We start from the raw sequence: 25,028 nt of genomic DNA, 5'->3' as shown, positions 1-25,028 counted from the left end.
GGTCGGGGCGGTCGCGTGGTGCTGCGACCGCCCCGACGTCATGTCACCGGTTCACCGCCGGGACGCGGGGATCAGAACTGCAGACCCCAGCTGTTGATCCGGCCGGTGTCGGCTCGCGCGTTGTCGGCGACCCGGAGCTTCCAGATGCCGTTGGCCGCGACCGACGAGGCGTTGACCGTGTACGTGGTGACCACGTCGTCGGCGCTGCCGCCGGAGCCGAACGCCTTCAGGTTGAAGACCGTGCCGTTGGGCGCGACCAGGTCGATCCGCAGGTCACCGATGTAGGTGTGCGAGATGTTGACCGGGACCTTCAGCGCCGACGGGGCGTTGCCGGTGATCCCGCTGACGGTGACCGGCGACTCGACCGTGGAGTTGTCGTTGATCGGGTAGCTGGTGGTGTTCTCGAACTTCTGCCCCGGCTCCGGCGGGTTGGTGCTGCCGGTGCCGACGTACAGCAGGCGGTTCGGGGAGCCGCTGCCCGGGTTGCCGACGACGCCCGTGGTGGCCGCCGCGACGAGACCGGCGGAGACCTGGGCGGGGGTGGAGCCCGGGTTGTCGGCGAGGTAGAGCGCGGCTGCGCCGGCGACGTGCGGGCTGGCCATCGACGTACCGGAGATCGTGTTCGTGGCGCTGTCGCTGGTGTTCCACGCCGAGGTGATCGAGGAACCGGGGGCGAAGATGTCCACGACCGCGCCGTAGTTGGAGAAGCTGGAGCGGGCGTCGGTGTTGGTCGTGGAGCCCACCGTGATGGCGTCGGCGACCCGGGCCGGCGACTTGGTGTTGGCGTTGGTCGACTCGTTGCCCGCCGCGACGGCGTAGGTGATGCCGGCGTTGATGGACCGCTGCACGGCCGCGTCGAGGACCGAGTCCGCGCCGCCGCCGAGGCTCATGTTGGCGACGGCGGGCTTGACGGCGTTGGCCGTCACCCAGTCGATGCCCGCGACGACCTGCGCGGTCGTGCCCGAGCCCTGGTTGTTGAGGACGCGGACGCCGACGATCTTCGCCTTCTTGGCGACACCGTAGGCGCTGCCCGCGACGGTGCCCGCCACGTGGGTGCCGTGGCCGTGGCCGTCCTGGGCGACGTTGTCGTTGTCGATGGCGTCGTAGCCGTTGAAGGCCCGGCCGCCGAAGTCGCTGTGGCTGATCCGTACCCCGGTGTCGATGACGTAGGCGGTGACGCCTTCGCCGGCCTTGTCGGGGTAGGTGTAGCGCTGGTCCAGCGGGAGGTTCCGCTGGTCGATGCGGTCCAGGCCCCAGGAGGGCGGGTTGTTCTGGGTGGCGGAGACCGTGAAGGTGCGGTTCTGCGAGACGGACGCGACGGCCGGGTCGGCGGCGAACCTCTTCGCCTCCGCGGCGGTGGCCTCGACCGCGTAGCCGTTGAGGGCCGAGCGGTAGGTGCGTTCGATGCTCGCGCCGTACTTCTTCGCGAGGGCCTTGCCCTGGGCGGAGTCCGACTTCACGGCCGAGTCCTTCAGCGTGACGATGTAGCTGTCGCTGACGGTGCCCGGGGCGCCCGCGTTCAGAATCACGCCTTCGGGTGCGCTCTCGGCCGCGGTCGCCGGGAGGGTGCCGGCGGCGGCGAGGGCGACGGCGGCTGCGGTGGCTATGACGGTCGCCGCGGCGAGTCTTCGGGCGTGGGGGGTGTGACGCATCACTGACATGTGAGGGGTCCTCCTCCTAGGCGGTGCGCTGGTGGGGGGCGGTGCCGGAGTCGCGAGACTCCCGACAGGGGCATGACAAATCAGCCGTCCGAACGCTCCGCTTTCCGCGTCGTCCGTGACCGGCACGCCCTGCTGCCAGCGAAAGATTGACCGATCCATGGCAAACCCACAAGGGTGCCTTGGGTCGCGCCATACACACGCCATTCATCTGCCATATGCCTGACATCCTGGCGACCATGACCACCTATCACTGCCCCCAGGACGGAACCCGGTCCCCCACTTCCGCTCTGACCTGGCGCTGTCCGGTCTGCCGCGGCCCGTGGAACCTGGACTTCCGGCCGTCCCCCGGACTCACCCGGGAGGCGCTTGCCGGACGTGCCCATTCACTCTGGCGTTACGAAGAGAACCTGCCGCTCTCCGCCCCAGAGGTCTCCCTGGGCGAGGGCCGCACCCCACTCGTCCCGCTGACGGAGACCGTCTCGGCCAAGCTCGACTACCTGATGCCGACGCTCTCCTTCAAGGACCGGGGCGCGGTGATGCTCGTGGAGCTGGCCCGCCGGCTGAACCCGGACCGGGTGGTGGCCGACAGCAGCGGCAACGCGGGCACGTCGATCGCCGCGTACTGCGCACGGGCGGCGCTGCCCTGCACGGTGTACGTCCCCGAGGGCACCTCCCCCAAGAAGACCGAGCAGATCCGGGCCCACGGGGCGCGGTTGGTGACCGTCCCCGGCGGCCGGGAGGCAACGGCGCTGGCGGCCCGCGGGGCGGCGGACGAACCAGGGGTCTTCTACGCCTCGCACGTCTTCAACCCGTACTTCCTGCACGGCACGAAGACGTATGTGTACGAGCTCTGGGAGGACCTCGGCGGCCGGCTCCCCGACACCCTGGTGGTCCCGGTCGGCAACGGCACCCTGCTGCTGGGCGCGGCCCTCGCCACGGAGGAGCTGTACGCGCTGGCACTGATCACGACCCGGCCACGGCTCGTGGCCGTACAGGCGGAGGCGGTGTCGCCGCTGGCCAGGGCGTTCGGGGCGGGGGCGGAGGATCTGGTGGCGGGTGGGGGTGCCCTGGGGGAGGCCCCGGCGCGTGACCTGCGGGTCGGGCCGGGCGCCGCCGCCCCCGGGGAGGCCGCGCCGACCCTGGCGGAGGGCATCGCGATCCCGCAGCCGCCGCGCGCCCGGCAGATCCTGGCGGCGGTCCGTGCGTCGGGCGGCACGTTCCTGACGGTGACGGAGGACCAGATCCGGGACGCCCAGAGGGACTTGGCGGCGCGCGGGTTCTACGTCGAGACGACGGGGGTGGCGTGCTGGGCGGCGGTACGGGACAGCGCGGCCCACGTGCCGCAGGGGAGCGTGGTGGTGCCTTTGTGCGGGGCGGGGGTGAAGACGGGGATGGCGGGTTAGGGGCGGCGGGTTGGGGCGGGTCAGGGGTGGAGCTTCGGGGCGGGGCGTGGGGAGGCGGGTTTGGGGAGCGGGGCTTCGAGGGGTGTGGAGTCGGCACGCCGGTAGACGGGGCTTCGGGAGACCGGGCACCGGGAGGCGCCCGGTGTGCTCACCTCTTGCGCGCTACGCCTCCGACGCCTCCCGCTCCACCAGGTAAGCGTCCAGCTCCGCGGCCCCTGACAGGAGTGCGCGGCCGCGGGCGGCGAGCCGGGAGTGCCAGTCGCCGAGAGCGGCCTCCAGGGGTTCCAGCCCGCCGGCCGCCCGGACCTGGGCGATCAGCGGGGCGATCTGTTCCAGCAGGTAGCCGCCGCGCCGGAGTTGGTGGACCAGCCGGGCGTCGCGCACGTCGGCCTCGCCGTACACCCGGTACCCGGTCAGCGGGTCGCGGCGCGGGCGCACCAGCCCGGCCGCCTCCCACTTGCGGAGGGTGGCGGGCCGGATGGAGAGGCGGGCGGCCAGGGGCCCGATGAAGATGTCGGCGGAGGCGGGGCTTTCGGGCGGCCCGGACCCGGTCGCCCCGGGCCCCAGATCACGCAGAGCGCTCTCCACCGCGCGCAGGGTCCGCCGGTCGTCGAGGAGCTGGGCGTGACTCTCGTCGACGAGCAGGAACGCCTCGTCGGCCGCACCCCGGTTCACGGCCCGCATGATGCCGGTCGCCGTGCGGTGGCCGTGGCCGGGCAGGAGGGCGAGGAACGTGCCCAGAGCGCGGGTGTGCAGCGGGGTGTAGGTGCGGTAGCCGCTCCCGGTGCGCTCGGCGGCCGGGAGGACGCCGGCCTCCTCGTAGTTCCGTACGGCCTGGGTGGACAGCCCGTACGGACGGGCGAGGTCGACGGGCCGAAGGCGCACCCGACTTTGAAGGTTCTCTCCCACACCCACCCCAGAATCGCGGTGCACTCGTCACTTCCGGCGCGAAAGTCTCCAACGAAGGTTCAACGATACCGTTGAATCCATGGTCAGTGACATCGCGCGGATCGCGCCCACCGCTCATGCCGTAGAAGCAGCCGCCGTCATGAAACTGCTCCCGGCCCGCCCCCGCGTCCTCGCCCTCGGCGAGCCCACGCACGGCGAGGACACACTCCTCGACCTACGCAACGAACTCTTCCGGCAACTCGTCGAGCAGGAGGGTTACCGGACGATCGCCATCGAGAGCGACTGCCTGATGGGCCTGGCCGTGGACGCCTACGTCACCGGCGGTGCGGGCACCTTGGACGAGGTGATGGAGCACGGATTCAGCCACGGGTTCGGCGCGTCCGCCGCCAACCGTGAACTCGTGCGGTGGACAAGGGAGTACAACACCGGCCGCCCCGCCGCCGACCACCTCCGCTTCGCCGGTTTCGACGCCCCGCTGGAGATCACGGGCGCCGCCGGCCCCCGCCAGGCCCTCACCGCACTCCACGACCACCTCGCCTCCTGGCTGGACGCGGACAGCCTGCTCCCCTGCACCGCCCGGAGACTCGACGAGTTGCTCGGTCCCGACGACCGCTGGACCGAACCGGCCGCGATGACGGACCCGTCCCGCTCCTTCGGACGGTCACCCGAGGCGGCGGAACTCCGCCTGATCGCCGATGACTTGGTGTCGCTGCTCGACGAACGGACCCCGCAGCTGATCGCGGCGGCCGGACGGGAGGCATGGGACCGCGCCCGCCTGTACGGCCGCACCGCCACCGGCCTGCTGCGCTACCACTCCTGGATGGCCGACACCTCACCCGGCCGCATGACACGGCTGCTCGGCGTGCGGGACCAGCTGATGGCCGAGAACCTGCTCGCCCTGGCCACACGCGGCCCGGTCCTGGCCTTCGCCCACAACAGCCATCTCCAACGGGAGAAGAGTTCGATGCGGCTGGGCGGCGAGCGGCCGGAGTGGTGGAGCGCGGGGTCGATCGTGCACGCACACCTGGGGACGGCGTACGCCTTCCTCGCCACGGCCCTCGGCACGATCCGGCACCACGGGGTGGGCACCCCGCCGCCGGAGACGGTGGAGGGGCTGCTGTACGCACTGCCGGAGGACCGCTGCCTTGTGGACGCGCGCGGGTTGGCCACCACGCTGGGCAAGGCGCTCCCCGCACCCCGGGTCTCCCCCTGGTTCGGCTACTTCGGCCTGGACCCGGCGCAGCTGGCAGAGCTGGACGGCCTGCTCTTCGTCAAGGACGTGACTCAGGTCTGAGGGCCGTCACGGAAGGGGGGCCCGGCAAGGGGAAGGGCGAGCCGGGTCCCGGAACGGACACAGGACCGCCCGGCGACTCCGGAACAACAGAGGCCACCCGAGGGCTCCGGTACGGGCAGAGCTACCGGGGGGGCTCCGGTACGGACAGGGCCACCGAGGCTCCGGTACGAGCAGAGCTACCGACCTCCGGACCGGACAGAGCCACCAAGGGCGCCGGTACGGGCAGCGCCTCCGAGGGCTCCGGACCGTACAGGGCCATCCGGCGGGCGCGTTCACGCCACGTTTCGGGGGCGGGCGTGCCGTTCCGCGCGCGCCCGCCGCCGCCTCCCTACCTTCGTACCGTGAGCCTCTCGCGTATCTCCCTCCTCGCACTCGCACCCCTGGTCGCAGCCACCCTGATCGCACCGCTGCCGCCCCACTCCCGGGCCGCCGCCACCCCGAAGCCGCCGCCGTCCGCCGTACCCGCCTGCGGCCGCACGGACGGTCAGGACCCCACCTGGGCCTTGTCCTCCACCCGCTTCGGAGAGTCGGAGGGTTATGACCCGTACGTGGGGAACGGCTATCTGGGCCACCGGGTCCCCGCCACCGGCACCGGCTACGCGGCCACCGGCGAGAAGACGGGGTGGCCGCTCTACACACCGCGCTACGACGGCGCGTTCGTCTCGGGGCTCTACGCGCGGGACAAGGCGGTCTCCGAGGGCCGTGAGGTGATCGCCGCGCTGCCGAGCTGGACGACGATCGAGGTGGGGGTCGGCAACGAGAAATTCGGCGCGGACACAGCGGCCGGCCGGATCTCGCACTACCGGCAGACGGCCTTCCTCAGCTGCGGCCTCGTCCGTACCTCACTGCGGTGGACGACGGCGGACGGCCGGGCCACGGACCTGACGTACGACGTGCTGGCCGACCGCTCCGATGTCCACACCGGCGCCGTACGCCTGCGGATGACCCCGCGCTGGAGCGGTACGGCGACGGTCACCGGCCGGCTGGACGACCGGGGCGCACGCCGGATCACGCTGCGCAAGGACGGCACGTTCAGGACTCTCGGCACCGGCGTGGAGGGCGCGGTGGCGCAGACGATGCGCCGGGGCTCGGGGGTCGTGGAGACGCTGCGCCCGGAGTCACGTACGGCTCCGAAGCCGACGCCGGTGCGCGAGGGGTCGACGTACACCTTCGAGAAGTACGTCGGCGTCGACACCGCCCTGACCTCCGCCACCCCCGCCGACGACGCCCGCGAGGCGGCGCACCGGGCGGCGCGGCGCGGCTGGGACCGGGTGTTCGCGGCGAACGAGGCGGCGTGGCGGGAGGCGTGGTCGGCCGACGTCCTGGCCCCCGGCGACCCGGAGCTGCAACGCTGGCTGCGCTCGGCCCAGTACGGCCTGCTGGCGAGCGCCCGGCGCGGCTCCTCGGACAGCCTCGCCCCGGCGGGCCTGACCAGCGACAACTACGCGGGCATGATCTTCTGGGACGCGGAGACGTGGATGTTCCCGGGGCTGCTCGCCACCCGCCCTGAGCTGGCGCGCTCGGTCGTCGAGTACCGCTACCGCACGCGGGACGCGGCCCGGGCGAACGCCGAGAAGTACGGCCACCGGGGCCTGTTCTACCCCTGGACCAGCGCGAGCCGGGGCCGCATGGACTCCGAGTGCCAGAGCTGGGACCCGCCGCACTGCCTGACCCAGAACCACCTCCAGGGCGATGTGTCGCTCGCCGTCTGGCAGTTCTACCTTTCCACCGGCGACCGCGACTGGCTTGCGGCACGGGGCTGGCCGCTCCTGCGGGGCATCGCCGAGTTCTGGCAGTCCCGCGCGACGGCGAACGCGGACGGCAGCTACTCCATCAAGAACGTGGCCGGGCCCGACGAGTACAGCAACGGCGTGGACGACGCCGTCTTCACCAACGCGGTGGCCGCCACCGCCCTGCGCAACGCGACCCGCGCCGCCGAACTTCTCGGCCATCGCCCGCCGCCGGGCTGGAACCGGGTGGCGGACGGCCTCCGCATCCCGTACGACTCCGACCGGAAGGTCTTCCTCCAGTACGCGGGGTACAACGGCTCCACGATCAAGCAGGCGGACACGGTCCTGCTGATGTACCCGCTGGAGTGGCCGATGGAGCCCGGCGCCGCTGCCGCCACCCTGAACTACTACGCGGCCCGCACCGACCCGGACGGCCCCGCGATGACGGACTCGGTGCACGCGATCGACGCGGCGGCGATCGGGGAGCCGGGCTGTTCGGCGTACACGTATCTGCAACGCGCGGTACGTCCGTATCTTCGCGGCCCCTACGACCTGTTCTCCGAGGCGCGCGGCGAGAAATCCGGCGCGGAGGACCCCCTGTCAGGCTTTCCGGCCGAGGACTTCCTGACCGGGAAGGGCGGTTTTCTCCAGGTCTTCACCCACGGCCTGACGGGCCTGCGCCTCCGCGAGAACGGCATCCACCTGGACCCGCTGCTGCCGCCCCAGCTGAGCGAGGGCGTACGGCTGACGGGCCTGCGCTACCGGGATGCGACGTACGAGGTCGAGATCGGCGCCCGCACGAGCACGGTCCGCCTGACGTCGGGCACCCCGTTCACGGTCCACACGCCGGAGGGCCCGCGCCGTCTCACCTCGGCGCTGGCGCTCCCCACCCGCCGCCCCGACCTGATCCCGACGCCGGACGCGGCCCGCTGCCGCCCGGTGAAGGCCACGTCCGAGACCCCCGGCCTCTACGCGGAGGCGGCGGTGGACGGCACCTCGACGACATCCTGGTCCCCGGCCGGCGCGGAGGGGACCCTGACGGTGGACCTCGGCCCGCACCCCCTGCGCATCACCTCGGTGACCCCGCACTGGAGCGACGTACCCCCCGCGTCTCACACGTTGGAAACCTCTGCGGACGGTCGCTTCTGGCGCCCGTACCTGCCGGGCGACACGGCCCGGAAGGTACGGCTGACGGTGCGGTCCGAGGACCCGGAGAAGCCGGCGGGGGTGACGGAGCTGAGGGTGGAGGCGGGCCGGTAGGGCCGAGGGCATTCGGCCCTGCCCTCCGGCCGGGGGGGCGTCAGCCCTCCGCCTGGGGGCGGGGCGTAAGCCCTTCCCCGTGGCCCGGGCGTCCGCCTTCCCCCTCGCCCGGGCGCCAACGCCGCCCCCGGCCCGGGGCGGGCGGAGACCGGGACGTCAACCCTGCCGATGGCCCGGGGCCCGGACGCAGGCCCTGTCCCCGGCCCAGGAACTCGGGCGTCAGCCCTGCCCCCGTCCCGAGGCGGGAGGAGACTCGGACGTCAGCCCTGCCCCCGCCCCGGCCTCTGGGCCTCCCCCGCCGCCTCGGCCTCGGCCTTCGCGTCGCTCACCGCCGCCGCGGCCTGCTTCGCGACCTCGTCGGCGGCCGTGGCCGCGTCCAGGGCGAGCGTCGGGTCCGCCTCGATCTGCGGAGTGCCGGCCTCGTCCGGCGTGCCGCCATCGGCTTCTTCCGCACGCTGATGCCCACGCTCGCGCTCGTGCTCCGCGGAGAGGGGGGAGCCCATCTCCGACCGGTCGCCGAAGGCGCTGGTGACGGCTCGGACCGCCTCGGTCAGCTCGCCGGGGATGACCCAGAAGGTGTTGTTCTCGCTCTGCGCCAGATGCGGGAGGGTCTCCAGGTACTTGTAGGCCAGGACCTTGGCATCGGCGTTGTTGCGGTGGACGGATTGGAAGACCAGCTCCACCGCCTTGGACTCGCCGTCCGCCCGCAGGATCATGGCCTGCTGCGTGCCCTGGGCCTCCAGGATGTCCTTCTGCTTCGTACCCTCGGCGGTGAGGATCTTGGCCTGCCGCTCGCCTTCCGCGTGCAGGATGGCCGCGCGCTTGTCCCGCTCGGCGCGCATCTGCTTCTCCATCGCCTCTTTGATGGTGTTCGGCGGGTCGATGGCCTTGATCTCGACACGATTGACCCGGATGCCCCACTTGCCGGTCGCGTCATCGAGGACGGCGCGGAGCCGGGCGTTGATCTCCTCACGTGAGGTGAGGGTCCCCTCCAGGTCCATGGAGCCGATGACGTTCCGCAGCGTGGTCACGGTGAGCTGGTCGATGGCCTGCAGATAGTCGGCGACCTCGTAGGCCGCCGCCGCGGGTCGGTGATCTGGTAATAGAGCACGGTGTCGATGTTGACCACGAGGTTGTCCTCGGTGATCACCGGTTTGGGGTCGGACGAGTAGACCTGCTCGCGGACGTCGAGTTTGGTGTTGACCCGGTCCGCCACCGGAAGGACGAAGTTCAGGCCGGGCTGGAGCGTCCGGCGATACCGCCCGAACCGCTCGATGTTGTAGCGGCGCGCCTGCGGAACGATGCGCACGCTGGCGGAGACCAGAAAGACAACGACGATCGCCGCCACGAGAATCGGGATGACCACCGGATCCATGCGTCCTCCCTAGCTAGGTGTTCAGCCGTTCGGCGGCCGTTCACACGTTCATGAGTTAACGCGTTCACGGAAGAAGCTCGCGTGGGTACACGACAGCTGTGGCGCCCTCGATCTCCATGACGTCCACCAGTGCGCCCACCGGGATCACGTGGCTCTCGTCGAGGGCCCGAGCGGACCACTCCTCACCGGAGACCTTGACCAGGCCGTGGGTCGCGGTCACCTCTTGCACCACCTCGGCCCGCTTGCCGATCAGCGCATCGCTGCCCTCGTACGTGATGGGTCCGCGGTCCAGTGCCCGCAGGGCGACAGGCCGTACGAGGGCGAGCCCCGCCACCGCGGCCAGGGCGAGCGCGACCAACTGGCCGAGCAGGCCGATGCCCACTCCGGCGACGACAGCAGCGACCAGAGCGGCGCCGGCGAGCAGCCCGAAGACGAGAGTGAGTGTGAAGAACTCCGCAGCCCCAAGGGCCGCGGCGGCGAGCAACCATGCGAACCACGGCATCGAATCAGCCTCCCCAAGGGGACCCATTTGTCCCTTACCCACCGGCTCAGGGACGGAACCGCTTCTCCCCCGGTCCGATCTGAAGCCGGACCGGAGCAGACCAGACCGAACTACCGACCCGGGCCGGCACCCGGCTCCGCCCTTCAGCACGGGAAACACCAAGGGGCCGACTCCCGCAAGAGAGCCGACCCCTGCCTGACCTGCTGTATGTGCCAGGCCGCCGTCGTGGTGTTGCTTCAACCGCTCACACGTTGAACCGGAACTCCACCACATCCCCATCCTGCATCACATACTCCTTGCCCTCCATGCGCGCCTTGCCCTTCGCGCGGGCCTCGGTGACCGAGCCTGTTTCGACCAGGTCGTCGAAGGAGATGATCTCCGCCTTGATGAAGCCCTTCTGGAAGTCGGTGTGGATCACGCCGGCCGCCTCCGGGGCCGTGGCGCCCTTCTTGATGGTCCAGGCGCGGGCTTCCTTCGGGCCTGCCGTGAGGTAGGTCTGGAGGCCCAGGGTGTCGAAGCCGACGCGGCCCAGGGTGGCGAGGCCGGGTTCTTCCTGGCCCATGGACTGGAGGAGCTCCAAGGCCTCTTCGTCGTCGAGTTCGATGAGTTCGGACTCGATCTTGGCGTTGAGGAAGATCGCCTCGGCGGGGGCGACCAGGGCGCGCTGCTCGTTCTTGAAGTCCTCGTCCACCAGCTCGTCCTCGTCCACGTTGAAGACGTAGAGGAACGGCTTGACGGTGAGCAGGTGCAGCTCGTGGAGGAGCTTGCCCTTCTCCGTGGCGGCCGTGATGCCGGCCGAGAAGAGGGTCTGGCCGGACTCCAGGATCTTCTGGGCGTCCTCGACCGCGGCGAGCACCGCGACCTTGTCCTTCTGGAGGCGGGACTCCTTCGTCAGGCGCGGGACGGCCTTCTCGACGGACTGGAGGTCGGCGAGGATCAGCTCGGTGTTGATCGTCTCGATGTCGTCCTTGGGCGAGACCTTGCCGTCGACGTGGACGACGTTCTCGTCCTTGAAGGCGCGGATGACCTGGCAGATCGCATCGGACTCACGGATGTTCGCCAGGAACTTGTTGCCCAGGCCCTCACCCTCCGACGCGCCCCGGACGATGCCGGCGATGTCGACGAAGTCGACCGTGGCCGGCAGGAGCTTCTGGGAGTTGAAGATCTCCGCGAGCTTGTTCAGGCGCGGGTCCGGGACGCCGACCACGCCGACGTTCGGCTCGATCGTGGCGAACGGGTAGTTGGCCGCCAGCACGTCGTTCTTGGTCAGGGCGTTGAACAGGGTCGACTTGCCGACATTCGGCAGACCGACGATTCCGATCGTGAGCGACACTTTGGCGACTTCCTGGAGTGAGGAGGGGGTCAGGGGCGTCCGGGGCCGGCTCGGCTGTTCGGGCCGGGTCACGGAGTGGACCGATTCTCCAGTTTACGGGCGGGGGCGCGCGGCCCCGCACGGGTCCGTCCGAAGGCCGAGGCCGTGGGCCCGAGGTTCCGGTGCCTGTGTCCCGCCGTCGTACGCCGAGGGGCCTCGCGTGCGGCTCGGCGATGCCCTGTACGCACCTCGTCCGCGCCGTGTGTACACCGCCGAACAGGTCCGTTTCGGCCGTGTGGCATCGAACGCAACGCCAAGCTCAGCCAAAGGGCGTGTCCAACGCCTGATTCCTCCCGCTCCGCGACCTACGTTGTCCCCGTGGAGCAGCACAGGACACGTCCCCCGCAGCGCAGGCCGGCCCCGCAGGCCGCGTCCGCCCCTCCCGTCGCGCCTGTGCAGGGTGCCTTCGGGGAGTCCGCCACCGTCTACCGGGCGGCGGGGGGCATCGGCGGGCGGGTGCGGGCCGTGCCGCCCGTGCTGCTCGCGCTGAAGCGGTTCCCCAATCCCCGGCTCACCGGGATCGGGGCCGGGCTGTTCGCCGCGCTCACCATGTTCGTGCTCGCCTGTCTGGACCGGCTGCTGTTCGACAGCTCCGAACTCGTCTACGGGCTGCTCTTCCTGCCGGTCAGCGCGCTCACCGCGCTCTGGGTCCGGCCCGCCGACCTGGTCACCGCGCCGATCAGCGTGCCCATCGCCTTCGCCGTCGGGGTCTTCCCGATCTCCGGCGGGTCCGAGGGCTTCGGCGGGCAGACCATGGCCCTGGTCACCGCTCTCGCCGTGCACGCCGGCTGGCTGTACGGCGGGACGCTGATCGCCGGTCTCATCGTCACCGTACGCAAGGTTCTGCACCTGCGGGCCCGGCAGCGGCATCTGCTGGCCCAGGGGCGTACGGGGGGAGCGGGGAAGTCCTCCCGGCCCGCGGGGGGCCGGGTGCCCCGGAAGGCCGCCGGGGCCGGCGCACCCGCCGGGCGGGCCGAGCGGCCCCGCGCCAGCCGGTAGCGCCGCCCCGGGAGCGGCGAGGCCTACTTCCCCGCCGCCGCCATCGCCGCGCCGACGATCCCCGCGTTGTTCTGGAGCTCCGCCGGGATCATCTCCGCGCGCACCTTCTCGATCAGCGGCAGGAACTTCTCCGCCTTGCGGCTCACCCCGCCACCGATGATGAACAGCTCGGGCGAGAACAGCATCTCCACGTGCAGCAGATACTTCTGCACCCGGTGCGCCCAGTGCTGCCAGCTGAGGTCCTCGTCCTCCTTGGCCTTCGTGGAGGCGCGCTTCTCCGCGTCGTGACCGTGCAGCTCCAGATGGCCCAGCTCCGTGTTGGGGACGAGGCGGCCGTCGACGAAGAGCGCGCTGCCGATGCCCGTACCCAGGGTCAGCATGATGACCGTGCCCTTACGGCCCCGGCCCGCGCCGAAGGTCATCTCCGCGACCCCGGCCGCGTCCGCGTCGTTGAGGATCGTCACCGGCTGGCCGACCCGCTCGCCCAGCAGCGAGCGGGCGTCCGTGTCGATCCAGCCCTTGTCGACATTGGCAGCCGTCCGCGTGACGCCGTCCGTGACGACCCCCGGGAACGTGATCCCGATGGGGCCCTGCCAGTCGAAGTGGGTGACGACCTCGGCCACGCAGTCGGCCACGCGGTCGGGCGTGGCCGGATGCGGTGTCAGCACTTTGTGGCGCTCCTGCGCCAGGTCCCCTCGGTCCAGGTCCACGGGAGCGCCCTTGATCCCTGAACCGCCGATGTCCACGCCGAAGATCTCCATGGAAACACCGTACGGGCAGCCCGGGCCCCGTGCCCTGCTACTCGGCGGAAAGGGCGGCGGCCTCGGCGCGCAGGTCCCGGCGGAGCTCCTTGGGGAGGGAGAAGGTGATCGACTCGTCGGCCGTCTTGACCGTCTCCACGTCCTCGTAACCGCGCTCCGCGAGCCACTCGATGACCCCGTCGACCAGGACGTCGGGGACCGAGGCACCGGAGGTCAGGCCGACCGTCGTCACGCCCTCCAGCCACGCCTCGTCGATCTCGCTCGCGAAGTCGACCAGGTGGGCGGCGTCGGCTCCGGCGTCGAGGGCGACCTCCACCATGCGGATGGAGTTCGAGGAGTTCTTGGAGCCGACCACGATGACCAGCTCGGCGTCCTCGGCCAGCTTCTTCACCGCGATCTGGCGGTTCTGCGTGGCGTAGCAGATGTCGTCGCTGGGCGGCGAGAGGAGGTTGGGGAACTTCGACTTGAGCGCGCCCACCGTCTCCATCGTCTCGTCGACGGAGAGGGTGGTCTGGGAGAGCCAGACGACCTTCGACTCGTCGCGGACCTCGATGTTCGCGACGTCCTCGGGGCCGTCGACCAGCTGGATGTGGTCGGGGGCCTCGCCGGAGGTGCCGATGACCTCCTCGTGGCCCTCGTGGCCGATCAGGAGGATGTCGTAGTCCTCCTTGGCGTACCGGACGGCTTCCTTGTGGACCTTGGTGACCAGCGGGCAGGTCGCGTCGATGGTCGCGAGCTTGCGCTCGGCGGCCTCCGCGTGGACGGTGGGCGCGACTCCGTGCGCGGAGAACATCACGATGGAGCCCTCGGGGACCTCCGCGGTGACGTCCACGAAGATCGCGCCCTTGTTCTCCAGGGTCTGCACGACGTACTTGTTGTGCACGATCTCGTGGCGGACGTAGATCGGGGCCCCGTACTGCTCCAGGGCCTTCTCGACGGCGATCACGGCGCGGTCCACGCCCGCGCAGTAGCCACGGGGTGCGGCGAGCAGGACACGGCGGGCAGGCTTTGCAGTCATGCGTCCCATCGTAAGGCCGTACCCAGCAGGCGCCGCGACGGCCGGGTCGGGAGACTGATGGCTGCACGTGTGTCGCGGACGGTGACTGTGGAGGGTTCATGATGTCGGTCTCGGGGAGCGGTACGGGGTCCGCGGACGGCAGCGGGGCGGTAAGCGGCGTCGGGAAAGGCGAGCTGCGGCGGACGCTCGGCTTCCGGGACCTCGTCGTCTACGGGCTGCTGTTCATCGCCCCCATGGCGCCCGTCGGCATCTTCGGCACCCTGGACGCCAAGTCCGGCGGTTCGGTCGCCCTCGTCTACATCGTGGCCACCGTCGTCATGGGGTTCACCGCCTTCAGCTACGCCCAGATGGTGCGCGTCGCCCCCTTCGCCGGCTCGGTCTTCACGTATGCCCGCAAGGGGCTCGGGGAGGGGCCCGGGTTCATCGCGGGGTGGATGGCGATGCTGGACTATCTGCTGATCCCGGCCGTCGCCTACCTCTTCTCCGGCATCGCGATGAACGCCCTGGTCCCGGAGGTGTCGCGGTGGGTGTGGACCGCGATCGCCGTTCTCATCACCACGCTGCTCAACCTGTGGGGCGTACGGGCGGCCGCGCGGGTCGGGTTCGCCGTGCTGGCCATGGAGATCGTGGTGCTGCTGGTCTTCGTGGTGTCGGCCGTCGTGGTCCTCGTGCAGGACGGGGCGCAGCGCGGGTGGCTGACGCCGCTCACCGGGGACGCGGCGTTCTCCATGGCGGCGGTGCTGGGCGCGGTGTCGGTGGCCGTGCTGTCGTATCTGGGGTTCGACGCCATCGCCTCGTTCGCCGAGGAGGTGACGGGCGGGTCGCAGAAGGTGGCGCGGGCGGTGCTGTTCTGTCTGGTGCTCGCGGGGGTGCTCTTCATCGTCCAGACGTATCTGGCGGCGCTGCTGGAGCCGATGAGCTCGGCCGAGCTGGCGGCCGACCCGGGGGCCCAGGGGTCGGCCTTCTACGACGCGGTGGACGCCTCCGTCGGGACCTGGCTGCACGACCTGGTGGCGGTCAGCAAGGCGATCGGTGCGGCGTTCGCGGCGCTGGCGGGGCAGGCGGCCGCCGGGCGGCTCGTCTTCGCGATGGCCCGTGAGCGGCGGCTGCCGCGCCTCCTCGCCCGGGTCGACCCGAAGTCGGGCGTGCCGCGGCTCGCCATCCTGGGTGCGGCGATCGTGACGCTGGTGGCCGCGGTGTGGGCCGCCCGGCGCGACGACGGACTCGACCATCTGGTGTCGGTGGTGGACATCGGGGCGCTGACGGCGTTCGTGCTGCTGCACGCGTCGGTGGTCGGCTGGTTCGTCGTACGCCGGATGAGCGGGCCGCCCGTCTGGTGGAAGCACGTGCTCGTTCCGGTGGTCGGTGCGGGGGTGCTGGTCGCCGTCATCGTGGAGGCGACGACGAGCGCCCAGGTGGTGGGGTTGTGCTGGCTGGCGGTGGGGTTCGCGGTGCTCGCGGTGCAGGGGGCGGGCGGGCGCGGGATGGAGCGTCCTCAGTGAGGGCCTCGGCAAGGGGTTGCCCTTCCCGGGCCGCCGCCGTTGTCGGTCCGTCCCGATACGCTCGGGCGCATGGCTCTCAACACGTCCGCGGAAGCGCCGCTGCCCGTAGGTGAGGTGTCGCGCCTGATCGGGGGGTGGATCGACCGGCTCGGTGCCATCTGGGTGGAGGGGCAGATCACCCAGCTCTCGCGGCGGCCGGGGGCCGGGGTCGTCTTCCTGACCCTGCGCGACCCGTCCCATGACATCTCGGTGAGCGTGACCTGCTTCCGGCAGGTGTTCGACCGGATCGCCGATGTGGTGAGCGAGGGCGCGCGGGTCGTCGTCCTCGCCAAGCCCGAGTGGTACGCGCCCCGGGGGCAGCTGTCGCTGCGGGCCACCGACATACGGCCGGTGGGCATCGGCGAGCTGCTGGTGCGGCTGGAGCAGCTGAAGAAGTCGCTGGCCGCCGAGGGGCTCTTCGCGCTGGACCGGAAGAAGCCGCTTCCCTTCCTGCCGCAGCTCATCGGGCTGGTCAGCGGGCGGGCCTCCGCCGCCGAGCGCGATGTCCTGGAGAACGCCCGCCGCCGCTGGCCCGCCGTGCGCTTCGAGGTCCGCAACACCGCCGTGCAGGGGGTGAACGCGGTCAGTCAGGTGGTCCAGGCGGTCGAGGAGCTGGACGCGCTGCCCGAGGTGGACGTGATCGTCGTGGCGCGGGGCGGTGGGAGCGTGGAGGATCTGCTGCCGTTCTCCGACGAGCAGCTGATCCGGGCCGTCGCCGCCTGCCGTACGCCGGTGGTCTCCGCGATCGGCCATGAGCCGGACTCCCCGCTGCTGGACCTGGTGGCGGACCTGCGCGCCTCCACGCCCACGGACGCGGCCAAGAAGGTCGTACCGGACGTGGGCGAGGAGCTGGAGCGGGTGCAGCAGCTGAGGGACCGGGCGCTGCGGACCGTACGGGGCATCCTGGACCGCGAGGAGCGGGGGCTCGCGCACGCGCTGGGCCGGCCCGCGATGGAGCGGCCCCAGCGGCTGGTGGACGAGCGGGCGGCCGAGGTCGACGCGCTCGTCGGGCGCAGCCGCCGGGTGCTGGGCCATCTGCTGGACCGGGCCGATTCGGAGCTGGCGCACACCCGGGCCCGGGTGGTGTCGCTGTCGCCCGCCGCCACGCTGGAGCGGGGGTACGCGGTGCTCCAGCGGCCCGACGGCCATGTGGTGCGCTCCCCCGCCGAGGCCGGGGCGCCCGGCGAGCCGCTGCGGGCGCGGGTGTCGGAGGGCGAGTTCACGGTGCGGGTGGACGGGGACGGCCCCCGCGAGCCCCATGATCCAGACGAAAGATCCTAGGGTGATCACATGACGGACGACGGTACGGCGGCGGCTGCCGCGACGAGCACGCTCGGGTACGAGCAGGCGCGGGACGAGCTGATCGAGGTCGTGCGCCGGCTGGAGGCGGGCGGCACGACGCTGGAGGAGTCGCTGGCCCTGTGGGAGCGGGGCGAGGAGCTGGCGAAGATCTGCCGCCACTGGCTGGAGGGGGCCCGGGCCCGGCTGGACGCGGCGCTCGCCCGGCCGCGGGAGGAGTCCGGCGGGGGTCCAGCCTCCGACGGCTGAGCACCCGGAGGGCGGGAGAACCGGCGTACCGGCACGTGCCGGACGGGCTGCGGAGCTGTGGAGTGGATCACTCCCCTCCGGTTTTAGTTGAAAGTTAACCTATCTCTCCGTTACGGTCGCTCCATCACTTCCCCCACGCCCTTTCGGAAGGTTCGACACCAGATGTCCCTCGTTCTCGACCCCGCAGCCCAGGACCTCCTCTTCCGTGAGGCCCGCACCGCCAACACCTTCACCGACGAGCCGGTGACCGACGAGCAGGTCCAGGCGATCTACGACCTGGTCAAGTTCGGCCCGACCGCCTTCAACCAGTCGCCGCTGCGCGTCGTCCTGGTCCGCTCGGCCGAGGGCCGCGAGCGGCTGGTGCAGCACATGGCCGAGGGCAACCGCCCGAAGACCGCCACCGCCCCGCTGGTCGCGATCCTGGCCGCCGACAACGAGTTCCACGAGGAGCTCCCGGCGCTGCTGCCGCACTTCCCGCAGGCCAAGGACCTGTTCTTCTCGGAGCGCCCGGTCCGCGAGTCGGCCGCCGGCCTCAACGCCGCGCTCCAGGCCGCCTACTTCATCATCGGTGTCCGCGCCGCCGGCCTGGCCGCCGGACCGATGACCGGGTACGACGCCGCCGGCATCCAGAAGGAGTTCCTGGACGGCGACCACACCCCGCTGATGGTCGTCAACATCGGCAAGCCGGGCGAGGACGCCTGGTTCCCGCGCAGCCCGCGCCTCTCCTACGACGAGGTCATCAAGACCGTCTGAGCGGCCACCCGCCTACGTGAAGGGGCCCCGGAACACCTGGTGTTCCGGGGCCCCTTCACGTACGTACAGCGGAGAGAGGCCGCCTCAGGAGGCGGGCGAAGCCGACGGCACCGCTCCACCGGCCGGCTCCGTCCTCAGCGCCTCGGCCATCTCGACCAACCGCTCCCTGGGTGCCGAGCCGGTCACCACCGTGGTGTGCCCCTTCTCCGGCAGGACGAGCGCGTCGTACTTCTCGCCCTCCCAGACCTGCCACTCCCGGCCCGCGACCTTCGCGGTGGTCCCGGTGTCCTTGGCCTTCTGGCTGACCTGGGGGACGTACGTGCGCGCGGCGGCGGTGGACTGCTCCACCGCGACGTACTTGCCGTCCGGGTCCAGGAAGCCGATGTGCCAGGCCTTGCCGCCGGTGGCGTCGTACGAGACCGAGGTCGGCTTCCACTTCTCCGGCAGGCCCTCCGGCGCGGCGACCGGGTAGGGGGCGGCGACCCGCACCGTCGCCAGTTCCACGGAGAAGTCGACCGCCTTGATCGGGTCGAGGTTCTCGTCGTGCGGAACGAAGATGTAGATGACGCCCGCACAGGCGGCGGTCACCAAGGTCGACAGGAACATGTTCCTGGCCGTCTGCTTACCTCGCTTGCTTGCCACGGCATCCATGGTGGCACGCGGCCCGGCGCGCCCGGCCGCAGGGTGGGGCCGGGCGCCGGTGCTGACGGTGGGTGGCGGCGGGGACACGGACCGGGGCGCTCATGCGTGACCCGCACTGCTCATTTTATCGACCTACCGATAGAGTCACAGCACCCTCATATCCGGTCGTCGCCGTACAGAAAGGTGCGCTCCGATGTCCGAGCATCATCTGCCGTCCCAATTGGAGGTCTCCCCGGAGGCCCCCGACCGCAACCTGGCCCTGGAGTTGGTCCGGGTCACCGAGGCCGCCGCGATGGCCGCCGGGCGCTGGGTGGGCCGCGGCGACAAGATCGGCGCCGACGGCGCCGCCGTGAAGGCCATGCGCACCCTCGTCTCGACCGTCTCGATGAACGGCGTCGTCGTCATCGGGGAGGGCGAGAAGGACGAGGCCCCCATGCTGTTCAACGGCGAGCGGGTCGGCGACGGCACCGGCGCCGAGGTCGACATCGCGGTCGACCCGATCGACGGCACCACGCTCAACGCCAAGGGCATGCCGAACGCGATCGCCGTGCTGGCGGCCGCCGACCGCGGGGCGATGTTCGACCCGTCCGCGGTCTTCTACATGGACAAGCTGGTCACGGGGCCCGAGGCGGCGGACTTCGTGGACATCAACGCGCCCGTGGCGGTGAACATCCGGCGCGTCGCACGGGCGAAGAACTCCACACCCGAGGACGTCACCGTCGTCATCCTGGACCGCCCCCGCCATGAGGGCATCGTCAAGGAGATCCGGGAGACGGGCGCCCGGATCAAGTTCATCTCCGACGGCGACGTGGCGGGCTCCATCATGGCCGCCCGTGAGGGCACCGGCGTCGACCTGCTGATGGGCATCGGCGGCACCCCCGAGGGCATCATCTCGGCGTGCGCCATAAAGTGCCTCGGCGGGGTCATCCAGGGCAAGCTCTGGCCCAAGGACGAGGCGGAGCGGCAGAAGGCGCTGGACGCGGGCCACGATCTGGACCAGGTGCTCTCGACCGACGACCTGGTCAGCGGCGACAACGTGTTCTTCGTGGCGACGGGGATCACCGACGGTGAGCTGATGCGCGGTGTGCGGTACCGCGCGGAGACGGCGACCACCGAGTCGATCGTGATGCGGTCCAAGTCCGGCACGATCCGGACGATCTCCTCGACCCACCGGCTGTCGAAGCTGCGCGCCTACAGCGCCATCGACTTCGACCGCGCGAAGTAGCCCACGGAGAAGCGCGGAGAAACGGAGAGGGGGCGCCGGGGGCCATGGTCCCCGGCGCCCCCTCCCTCGTACGCGTCTCAGCCGGCCGCGGCTATGCGCTCCGGCGGTGCTGCGGCGGCCAGTTCGATGTCGCGCCGGCGACGGCGGGCCAGCGCGACACGGCGTTCGGCGGCGGTGAGCCCGCCCCACACCCCGTACGGCTCGGGCTGCATCAGCGCGTGCTCCCGGCACGCCACCATCACCGGGCAGCGGGCGCAGACGCGCTTGGCGGCCTCCTCACGCGCCAGTCGGGCGGCGGTCGGCTCCTTCGACGGGGCGAAGAACAGCCCGGCTTCGTCCCGGCGGCACACCGCCTCCGAGTGCCAGGGGCCCGCCTCGTCCTCCCGGGCGGGGGTCCGCTGGGCAGGAACGGCGGCGACCTGCAGAGGCTGATGCGGCGGTTGCAGCACGGTCTACTCCTGACGACGGCTACGGCTTCGCGAGCGAGAGACGATGCAGCAGTCCATACCCGCTGCGTGTACGCCTATGCACTGTGTGGCACCGGCGCAGGGGGCGCGACAAGGGCTCCGGGAGGCGTTCTGGCTGATTCCCGAACGTGCGTCCGCCGAGCCGTTCGAGCCGTTCTCAGTGCCCCAGGTGCTTGCGCAGCCGCCGCTGGAGGTCCGCGACGAACTTGCCCCGCTTGGGCTTCGCCTCCACGCTGCCGAGCACCGCGTAGCCGTTCACGACCACGACCGGCGCCTCCGGGTCCACCGACTCCAGCGTGCGGATGTCGAAGCTGCCGAGGACGCCCGTGCCGCTGCCGCGCAGCGTGATGTTCTCCGGGACCCGGATCTCGACGCTGCCGAAGATGGACGTGGCGCTGATGACCGTGAGTCGTTGGCTGAAAAGCGCCTCCGTCAGATCGATCTCCACGCTGCCGAAGAGCGAGAAGGCGTTCGTCCGGGGGCCGACGCGCCAACGGCCCTTGCGGGTGGCGCTGCTGAAGACCGCGACGAGGTTGTCCGCCGGGCCGTCGGGGGACTCGGGGCCGTAGGCGTACGGCTGCGGTGCCGGGCGCGGGGCGCTGCCGGAGGAGGCGGCGGGGAGATCGCGGACCAGCGGCTGGAGCTCGCCGACGGTCTTGGCCCGGTAGACGAGGTCGACCCGCTCCGCGTGCTCGTCCGCCGTGAGGCGCCCCTCGGCCATCGCCTCGCGCAGGATGTCCGCGATCCGGTCGCGGTCGGCGTCGGAGGCCCGGATCGCGTCGCCGGGCGCGGCCTCGGCGGGCGGGACCGGGGTGGGCGGGACGGCCGGCCGGGCGGGCTGCTGGGGCTGCTTCTCTAGGTCCACCGGCCCAGCGTACCCAAACGCGATAGATCGCGACTACCCCTCCGGGCGGCGTGCCCCGGGGCGGAACGGCCGCCCTCCAGGTGAGCCTTACCTCACAGGGTCGGCCGGGAAGCGGCGTTCTACCCTGGTTGATGCGCTGCCCAAGGGAGGTCAGCCGCTGTCGCCGAGTGAGGAATGGCCGTAATGCCAGAGTTTGCGTACTCCGATCTGCTCCCTCTGGGAGAGGACACCACGCCGTACCGTCTGGTGACCGCCGAGGGTGTCTCCACCTTCGAGGCCGACGGCCGTACGTTCCTCAAGGTCGCCCCGGAGGCGCTGCGCACGCTGGCCTCCGAGGCGATGCACGACATCTCGCACTATCTGCGCCCGGCCCACCTGGCGCAGCTGCGGCGGATCGTGGACGACCCGGAGGCCTCCTCCAACGACAAGTTCGTGGCGCTGGACCTGCTGAAGAACGCCAACATCGCCGCCGCCGGCGTGCTGCCGATGTGCCAGGACACCGGTACGGCGATCGTCATGGGCAAGCGCGGGCAGAACGTGCTGACCGAGGGCGGTGACGAGGAGGCCCTGTCGCACGGCATCTTCGACGCGTACACCAAGCTCAACCTGCGCTACTCGCAGATGGCCCCGCTGACCATGTGGGACGAGAAGAACACCGGCTCCAACCTCCCGGCCCAGATCGAGCTGTACGCCACCGACGGCGGCGCGTACAAGTTCCTCTTCATGGCGAAGGGCGGCGGCTCGGCCAACAAGTCGTTCCTCTACCAGGAGACGAAGGCCGTCCTCAACGAGGCCTCCATGATGAAGTTCCTGGAGGAGAAGATCCGCTCGCTGGGCACCGCGGCCTGCCCGCCGTACCACCTGGCGATCGTGGTCGGCGGCACCTCGGCGGAGTTCGCGCTGAAGACCGCCAAGTACGCCTCCGCGCACTACCTGGACGAGCTGCCCGCCGAGGGCTCCCCCACCGGGCACGGCTTCCGGGACAAGGAACTGGAGGAGAAGGTCTTCGAGCTGACGCAGAAGATCGGCATCGGAGCGCAGTTCGGCGGCAAGTACTTCTGCCACGACGTGCGCGTGGTGCGCCTGCCCCGGCACGGCGCCTCGCTGCCCGTCGCCATCGCCGTCTCCTGCTCGGCCGACCGCCAGGCCACCGCGAAGATCACCGCCGAAGGCGTCTTCCTGGAGCAGCTGGAGAAGGACCCGGCCCGTTTCCTGCCCGACACCACCGACGAGCACCTCGACGAGGCCGGGGACGTGGTGAAGATCGACCTCAACCGGCCGATGGACGACGTGCTGGCCGAGCTGACCAAGTACCCGGTCAAGACCAGGCTCTCGCTGACCGGCCCGCTGGTCGTGGCGCGCGACATCGCGCACGCCAAGATCAAGGAACGCCTGGACGCGGGCGAGGAGATGCCGCAGTACCTCAAGGACCACCCGGTGTACTACGCGGGCCCGGCGAAGACGCCCGAGGGGTACGCCTCCGGCTCCTTCGGCCCGACGACGGCCGGCCGGATGGACTCCTACGTGGAGCAGTTCCAGGCGGCGGGCGGCTCGAAGGTGATGCTCGCGAAGGGCAACCGCAGCAAACAGGTCACCGACGCCTGCGGTGCGCACGGCGGCTTCTACCTCGGTTCGATCGGCGGCCCGGCGGCCCGGCTCGCGCAGGACTGCATCAAGAAGGTCGAGGTCGTCGAGTACGAGGAGCTCGGCATGGAGGCGGTCTGGCGGATCGAGGTCGAGGACTTCCCCGCCTTCATCGTGGTCGACGACAAGGGCAACGACTTCTTCACCGAGCCCGCCCCGGCGCCGACGTTCACCAGCATTCCGGTCCGGGGCCCGGGCCTGGGCTGACCGGCGACGGCAGTCGGTGCGGAGGGGGCGTCCGAACGGGCGCCCTCTCCGCCGCGTTCGGGCGGTGTGCGCGGCGCGTTCCGGCGTGAAGCCGACCCTCGTACGTCGATATCAAGCCAATCTTGCGCCAGCGGGCACCCCTTGCCCGGTCGGGCCCGGAACAGGTCCGGCGGGCGTCATCGCACCCTCACCGCGCCGCACCAGGGGCATGCGCGCGGCACGGCCGGGGCGCTGTCAGCTCGCCCGAACGGACACCGCGCCAACAGGCGTTAGGGAACGCGCCCCGCCCGGACCACGGCGGCCCCGGCCACGGCGGCGGGCCGATGGCCGGTCCCGCACCGCCGCTTTCCCGCAGCCCGCCGCCGTGCGGGCTTGCGCCGCGCGGGGGCGGCCGCGAAGGGTTATCGAACGTTCCTGACAATCTCCACCGGCCTGACGCCGGCCTGGCCCGCCGGGCACCCCACGGAGCCCGGCGGCCCTTCGCCGCGCAGCCACTGCCGAACTCCGGAAAGGCGGACGCCGAATGACTCCGGCCCCCCACCGCAGCCACACCGACGACCTGCTCGCCTTCATCGCCGCCAGCCCCTCGCCGTACCACGTGGTCGCGAGCGCCGCCCAGCGCCTGGAGAAGGCCGGATTCCGTGAGCTGCTCGGCACGGACGACTGGACCGGGGCGACCGGCGGCTGTTTCGTCAGCCGGGCCGGTGCGCTGATCGCCTGGTATGTCCCCGAGGGCGCGCCCGCGCACACCCCGTTCCGGATCGTCGGCACCCACACGGACTCGCCGAACCTGCGGATCAAGCCCGCGCCCGACACCGGCTCCTCCGGGTGGCGGCAGATCGGTGTGGAGATCTACGGCGGGGTCCCGCTGAACACCTGGCTGGACCGGGACCTCGGCATCTCCGGCCGGCTCGCGCTGCGCGGCGGACCGGACGGCACCCCGCGCAGCAGCCTCGTACAGATCGACGAACCGCTCCTGCGCGTACCGCAGTTGGCCATCCATCTGGACCGCACGGTCAACGACGGGGTGGCGCTGGACCGGCAGCGCCACATCGCCCCGATCTGGGCGCTCGGCGACCCGCGCGAGGGCGAGCTGCTGCGGCTGGTCGCGGCGGCGGCCGGGGAGGACCCGGCGGACGTGCTGGGCTGGGACCTGATGCTGCACGACATCCAGCAGCCCGGATACCTGGGCGCCGAGCGGGAGTTCGTGGTGGCGTCCCGGCTGGACAACCAGGTCTCGGTGCACGCCGGGGTGACCGCCCTGGTGGACGCCGCGACCGGGGTCACCGAGCCGTCCTTCGTCCCGGTGCTGGCCGCCTTCGACCACGAGGAGGTCGGCAGCGGTTCCGAGACGGGGGCCCAGAGCCCGCTGCTGGAGCGGGTGCTCTCGCGCTCGGTCGCGGCCCGGGGCGGCAGCGACGAGGACTGGTCGCGGGCCCTGGCGGGGGCGTTCTGCGTCTCCGCCGACATGGCCCACGCGGTGCACCCGAATTACGCGGAGCGCCACGACCCCGACCACCGCCCGCTGCCCAACGGCGGCCCGACGGTCAAGGTGAACGTCAACCAGCGGTACGCCACCGACTCCACCGGCATCGCCATGCTCACGGCGGCCTGCGAGCGGGCGGGCGCCCCCTGGCAGCCGTTCGTCTCCAACAACGCGATGCCGTGCGGCACCTCGATCGGCCCCCTCACCGCGGCCCGCCTCGGCGTCACCACGGTGGACGTGGGGGTGCCGGGCCTCTCGATGCACTCGGCGCGCGAGCTGTGCGGGGTGGCGGACCCGGCGTATCTGGCGGCGATCCTGGGCGCGGTGGTGACGGGGAGCTGACGGCGGACGGTGGGTGGCGGACGA

20 protein-coding genes and 1 pseudogene are annotated in these 25,028 nt (G+C 71.5%); 11 read left to right on the top strand and 10 right to left on the bottom strand.

The window, feature by feature from the left end; all coding sequences use genetic code 11:
- Positions 1-71 precede the first annotated feature (71 nt).
- Positions 72-1,661: a S8 family peptidase gene (locus tag D6270_RS22390; protein ID WP_109163816.1), complete on the bottom strand. Its 1,590-nt coding sequence runs from the start codon at positions 1,659-1,661 to the stop codon at positions 72-74.
- A gap of 236 nt (positions 1,662-1,897) precedes the next feature.
- On the opposite strand from D6270_RS22390, the gene D6270_RS22385 reads away from it, so the two are divergent.
- Positions 1,898-3,064 carry a threonine synthase gene (locus D6270_RS22385; protein WP_109167308.1) on the top strand — a complete coding sequence of 389 codons (1,167 nt, stop codon included), beginning with the start codon at positions 1,898-1,900 and terminating at the stop codon, positions 3,062-3,064.
- 162 nt (positions 3,065-3,226) lie between these two features.
- Here the strand turns inward: D6270_RS22385 and D6270_RS22380 are convergent, their stop codons facing one another.
- Positions 3,227-3,973 carry a TioE family transcriptional regulator gene (locus D6270_RS22380; protein WP_109163817.1) on the bottom strand — a complete coding sequence of 249 codons (747 nt, stop codon included), beginning with the start codon at positions 3,971-3,973 and terminating at the stop codon, positions 3,227-3,229.
- Positions 3,974-4,052: 79 nt separating this feature from the next.
- Between D6270_RS22380 and D6270_RS22375 the strand changes: the two genes are divergently transcribed.
- Positions 4,053-5,267 (top strand): erythromycin esterase family protein, encoded by a 1,215-nt coding sequence (locus tag D6270_RS22375; RefSeq protein WP_109163818.1) that lies wholly within the window; start codon positions 4,053-4,055, stop codon positions 5,265-5,267.
- Between the two features lie 341 nt (positions 5,268-5,608).
- Entirely contained in the window at positions 5,609-8,257 is a 2,649-nt protein-coding gene (locus D6270_RS22370; protein WP_109163819.1) for a glycosyl hydrolase family 65 domain-containing protein, read from the top strand.
- Positions 8,258-8,517: 260 nt separating this feature from the next.
- Here the strand turns inward: D6270_RS22370 and D6270_RS22365 are convergent.
- The 3 genes and pseudogenes from D6270_RS22365 to ychF all read right to left on the bottom strand — a co-directional run bounded on the left by D6270_RS22365 (position 8,518) and on the right by ychF (position 11,467).
- Positions 8,518-9,632 (bottom strand): annotated as a pseudogene (locus tag D6270_RS22365) (SPFH domain-containing protein).
- A gap of 64 nt (positions 9,633-9,696) precedes the next feature.
- Entirely contained in the window at positions 9,697-10,134 is a 438-nt protein-coding gene (locus D6270_RS22360; protein ID WP_109163821.1) for an NfeD family protein, read from the bottom strand.
- Positions 10,135-10,378: 244 nt separating this feature from the next.
- Positions 10,379-11,467, bottom strand: coding sequence for a redox-regulated ATPase YchF (gene ychF, locus D6270_RS22355; RefSeq protein WP_109163822.1), 1,089 nt, complete (start codon positions 11,465-11,467; stop codon positions 10,379-10,381).
- A 432-nt stretch (positions 11,468-11,899) separates the two neighbouring features.
- On the opposite strand from ychF, the gene D6270_RS22350 reads away from it, so the two are divergent.
- A complete protein-coding gene (locus D6270_RS22350; protein ID WP_376198744.1) occupies positions 11,900-12,505 on the top strand; it encodes a DUF6542 domain-containing protein in 606 nt (201 codons plus the stop codon).
- 23 nt (positions 12,506-12,528) lie between these two features.
- Here D6270_RS22350 and ppgK read toward each other — a convergent pair whose 3' ends face one another.
- On the bottom strand, positions 12,529-13,266 hold the full coding sequence (ppgK, locus tag D6270_RS22345; RefSeq protein WP_109163823.1) for a polyphosphate--glucose phosphotransferase: 738 nt from the start codon (positions 13,264-13,266) through the stop codon (positions 12,529-12,531).
- 37 nt (positions 13,267-13,303) lie between these two features.
- Positions 13,304-14,293, bottom strand: coding sequence for a 4-hydroxy-3-methylbut-2-enyl diphosphate reductase (locus tag D6270_RS22340; RefSeq protein ID WP_204117071.1), 990 nt, complete (start codon positions 14,291-14,293; stop codon positions 13,304-13,306).
- Positions 14,294-14,382: 89 nt separating this feature from the next.
- Between D6270_RS22340 and D6270_RS22335 the strand changes: the two genes are divergently transcribed.
- The 4 genes from D6270_RS22335 (at position 14,383) to D6270_RS22320 (ending at position 18,126) form a co-directional block, all read left to right on the top strand.
- Entirely contained in the window at positions 14,383-15,786 is a 1,404-nt protein-coding gene (locus D6270_RS22335) for an APC family permease (RefSeq protein ID WP_109163825.1), read from the top strand.
- 69 nt (positions 15,787-15,855) lie between these two features.
- Complete coding sequence (xseA, locus tag D6270_RS22330) at positions 15,856-17,106, top strand: exodeoxyribonuclease VII large subunit (RefSeq protein WP_109163826.1); 1,251 nt, start codon at positions 15,856-15,858, stop codon at positions 17,104-17,106.
- Positions 17,107-17,115: 9 nt separating this feature from the next.
- Positions 17,116-17,373 (top strand): exodeoxyribonuclease VII small subunit, encoded by a 258-nt coding sequence (locus D6270_RS22325; protein WP_109163827.1) that lies wholly within the window; start codon positions 17,116-17,118, stop codon positions 17,371-17,373.
- Positions 17,374-17,535: 162 nt separating this feature from the next.
- The gene (locus tag D6270_RS22320; protein WP_109163828.1) at positions 17,536-18,126 is read left to right on the top strand and encodes a malonic semialdehyde reductase; all 591 of its coding nucleotides are present in this window, start codon (positions 17,536-17,538) and stop codon (positions 18,124-18,126) included.
- An 84-nt stretch (positions 18,127-18,210) separates the two neighbouring features.
- On the opposite strand, the gene D6270_RS22315 is transcribed toward D6270_RS22320, so the two are convergent.
- On the bottom strand, positions 18,211-18,777 hold the full coding sequence (locus tag D6270_RS22315; RefSeq protein ID WP_109167310.1) for a DUF4245 domain-containing protein: 567 nt from the start codon (positions 18,775-18,777) through the stop codon (positions 18,211-18,213).
- A 184-nt stretch (positions 18,778-18,961) separates the two neighbouring features.
- Between D6270_RS22315 and glpX the strand changes: the two genes are divergently transcribed.
- Positions 18,962-19,993: a class II fructose-bisphosphatase gene (gene glpX / locus D6270_RS22310; protein ID WP_109163829.1), complete on the top strand. Its 1,032-nt coding sequence runs from the start codon at positions 18,962-18,964 to the stop codon at positions 19,991-19,993.
- A 77-nt stretch (positions 19,994-20,070) separates the two neighbouring features.
- On the opposite strand, the gene D6270_RS22305 is transcribed toward glpX, so the two are convergent.
- Both D6270_RS22305 and D6270_RS22300 read right to left on the bottom strand, forming a co-directional pair.
- The gene (locus D6270_RS22305; protein ID WP_109163830.1) at positions 20,071-20,442 is read right to left on the bottom strand and encodes a WhiB family transcriptional regulator; all 372 of its coding nucleotides are present in this window, start codon (positions 20,440-20,442) and stop codon (positions 20,071-20,073) included.
- A 175-nt stretch (positions 20,443-20,617) separates the two neighbouring features.
- Complete coding sequence (locus tag D6270_RS22300; protein ID WP_109163831.1) at positions 20,618-21,325, bottom strand: DUF1707 SHOCT-like domain-containing protein; 708 nt, start codon at positions 21,323-21,325, stop codon at positions 20,618-20,620.
- A gap of 174 nt (positions 21,326-21,499) precedes the next feature.
- Between D6270_RS22300 and D6270_RS22295 the strand changes: the two genes are divergently transcribed.
- Both D6270_RS22295 and D6270_RS22290 read left to right on the top strand, forming a co-directional pair.
- A complete protein-coding gene (locus tag D6270_RS22295) occupies positions 21,500-23,176 on the top strand; it encodes a fumarate hydratase (protein ID WP_109163832.1) in 1,677 nt (558 codons plus the stop codon).
- Positions 23,177-23,699: 523 nt separating this feature from the next.
- On the top strand, positions 23,700-25,004 hold the full coding sequence (locus D6270_RS22290) for a M18 family aminopeptidase (protein WP_109163833.1): 1,305 nt from the start codon (positions 23,700-23,702) through the stop codon (positions 25,002-25,004).
- Positions 25,005-25,028: the final 24 nt, after the last annotated feature.

Origin of the sequence: Streptomyces griseus subsp. griseus, assembly GCF_003610995.1 — a bacterium.
GTDB lineage: Bacteria > Actinomycetota > Actinomycetes > Streptomycetales > Streptomycetaceae > Streptomyces.
This window is presented reverse-complemented; position numbering and strand designations above follow the sequence as displayed.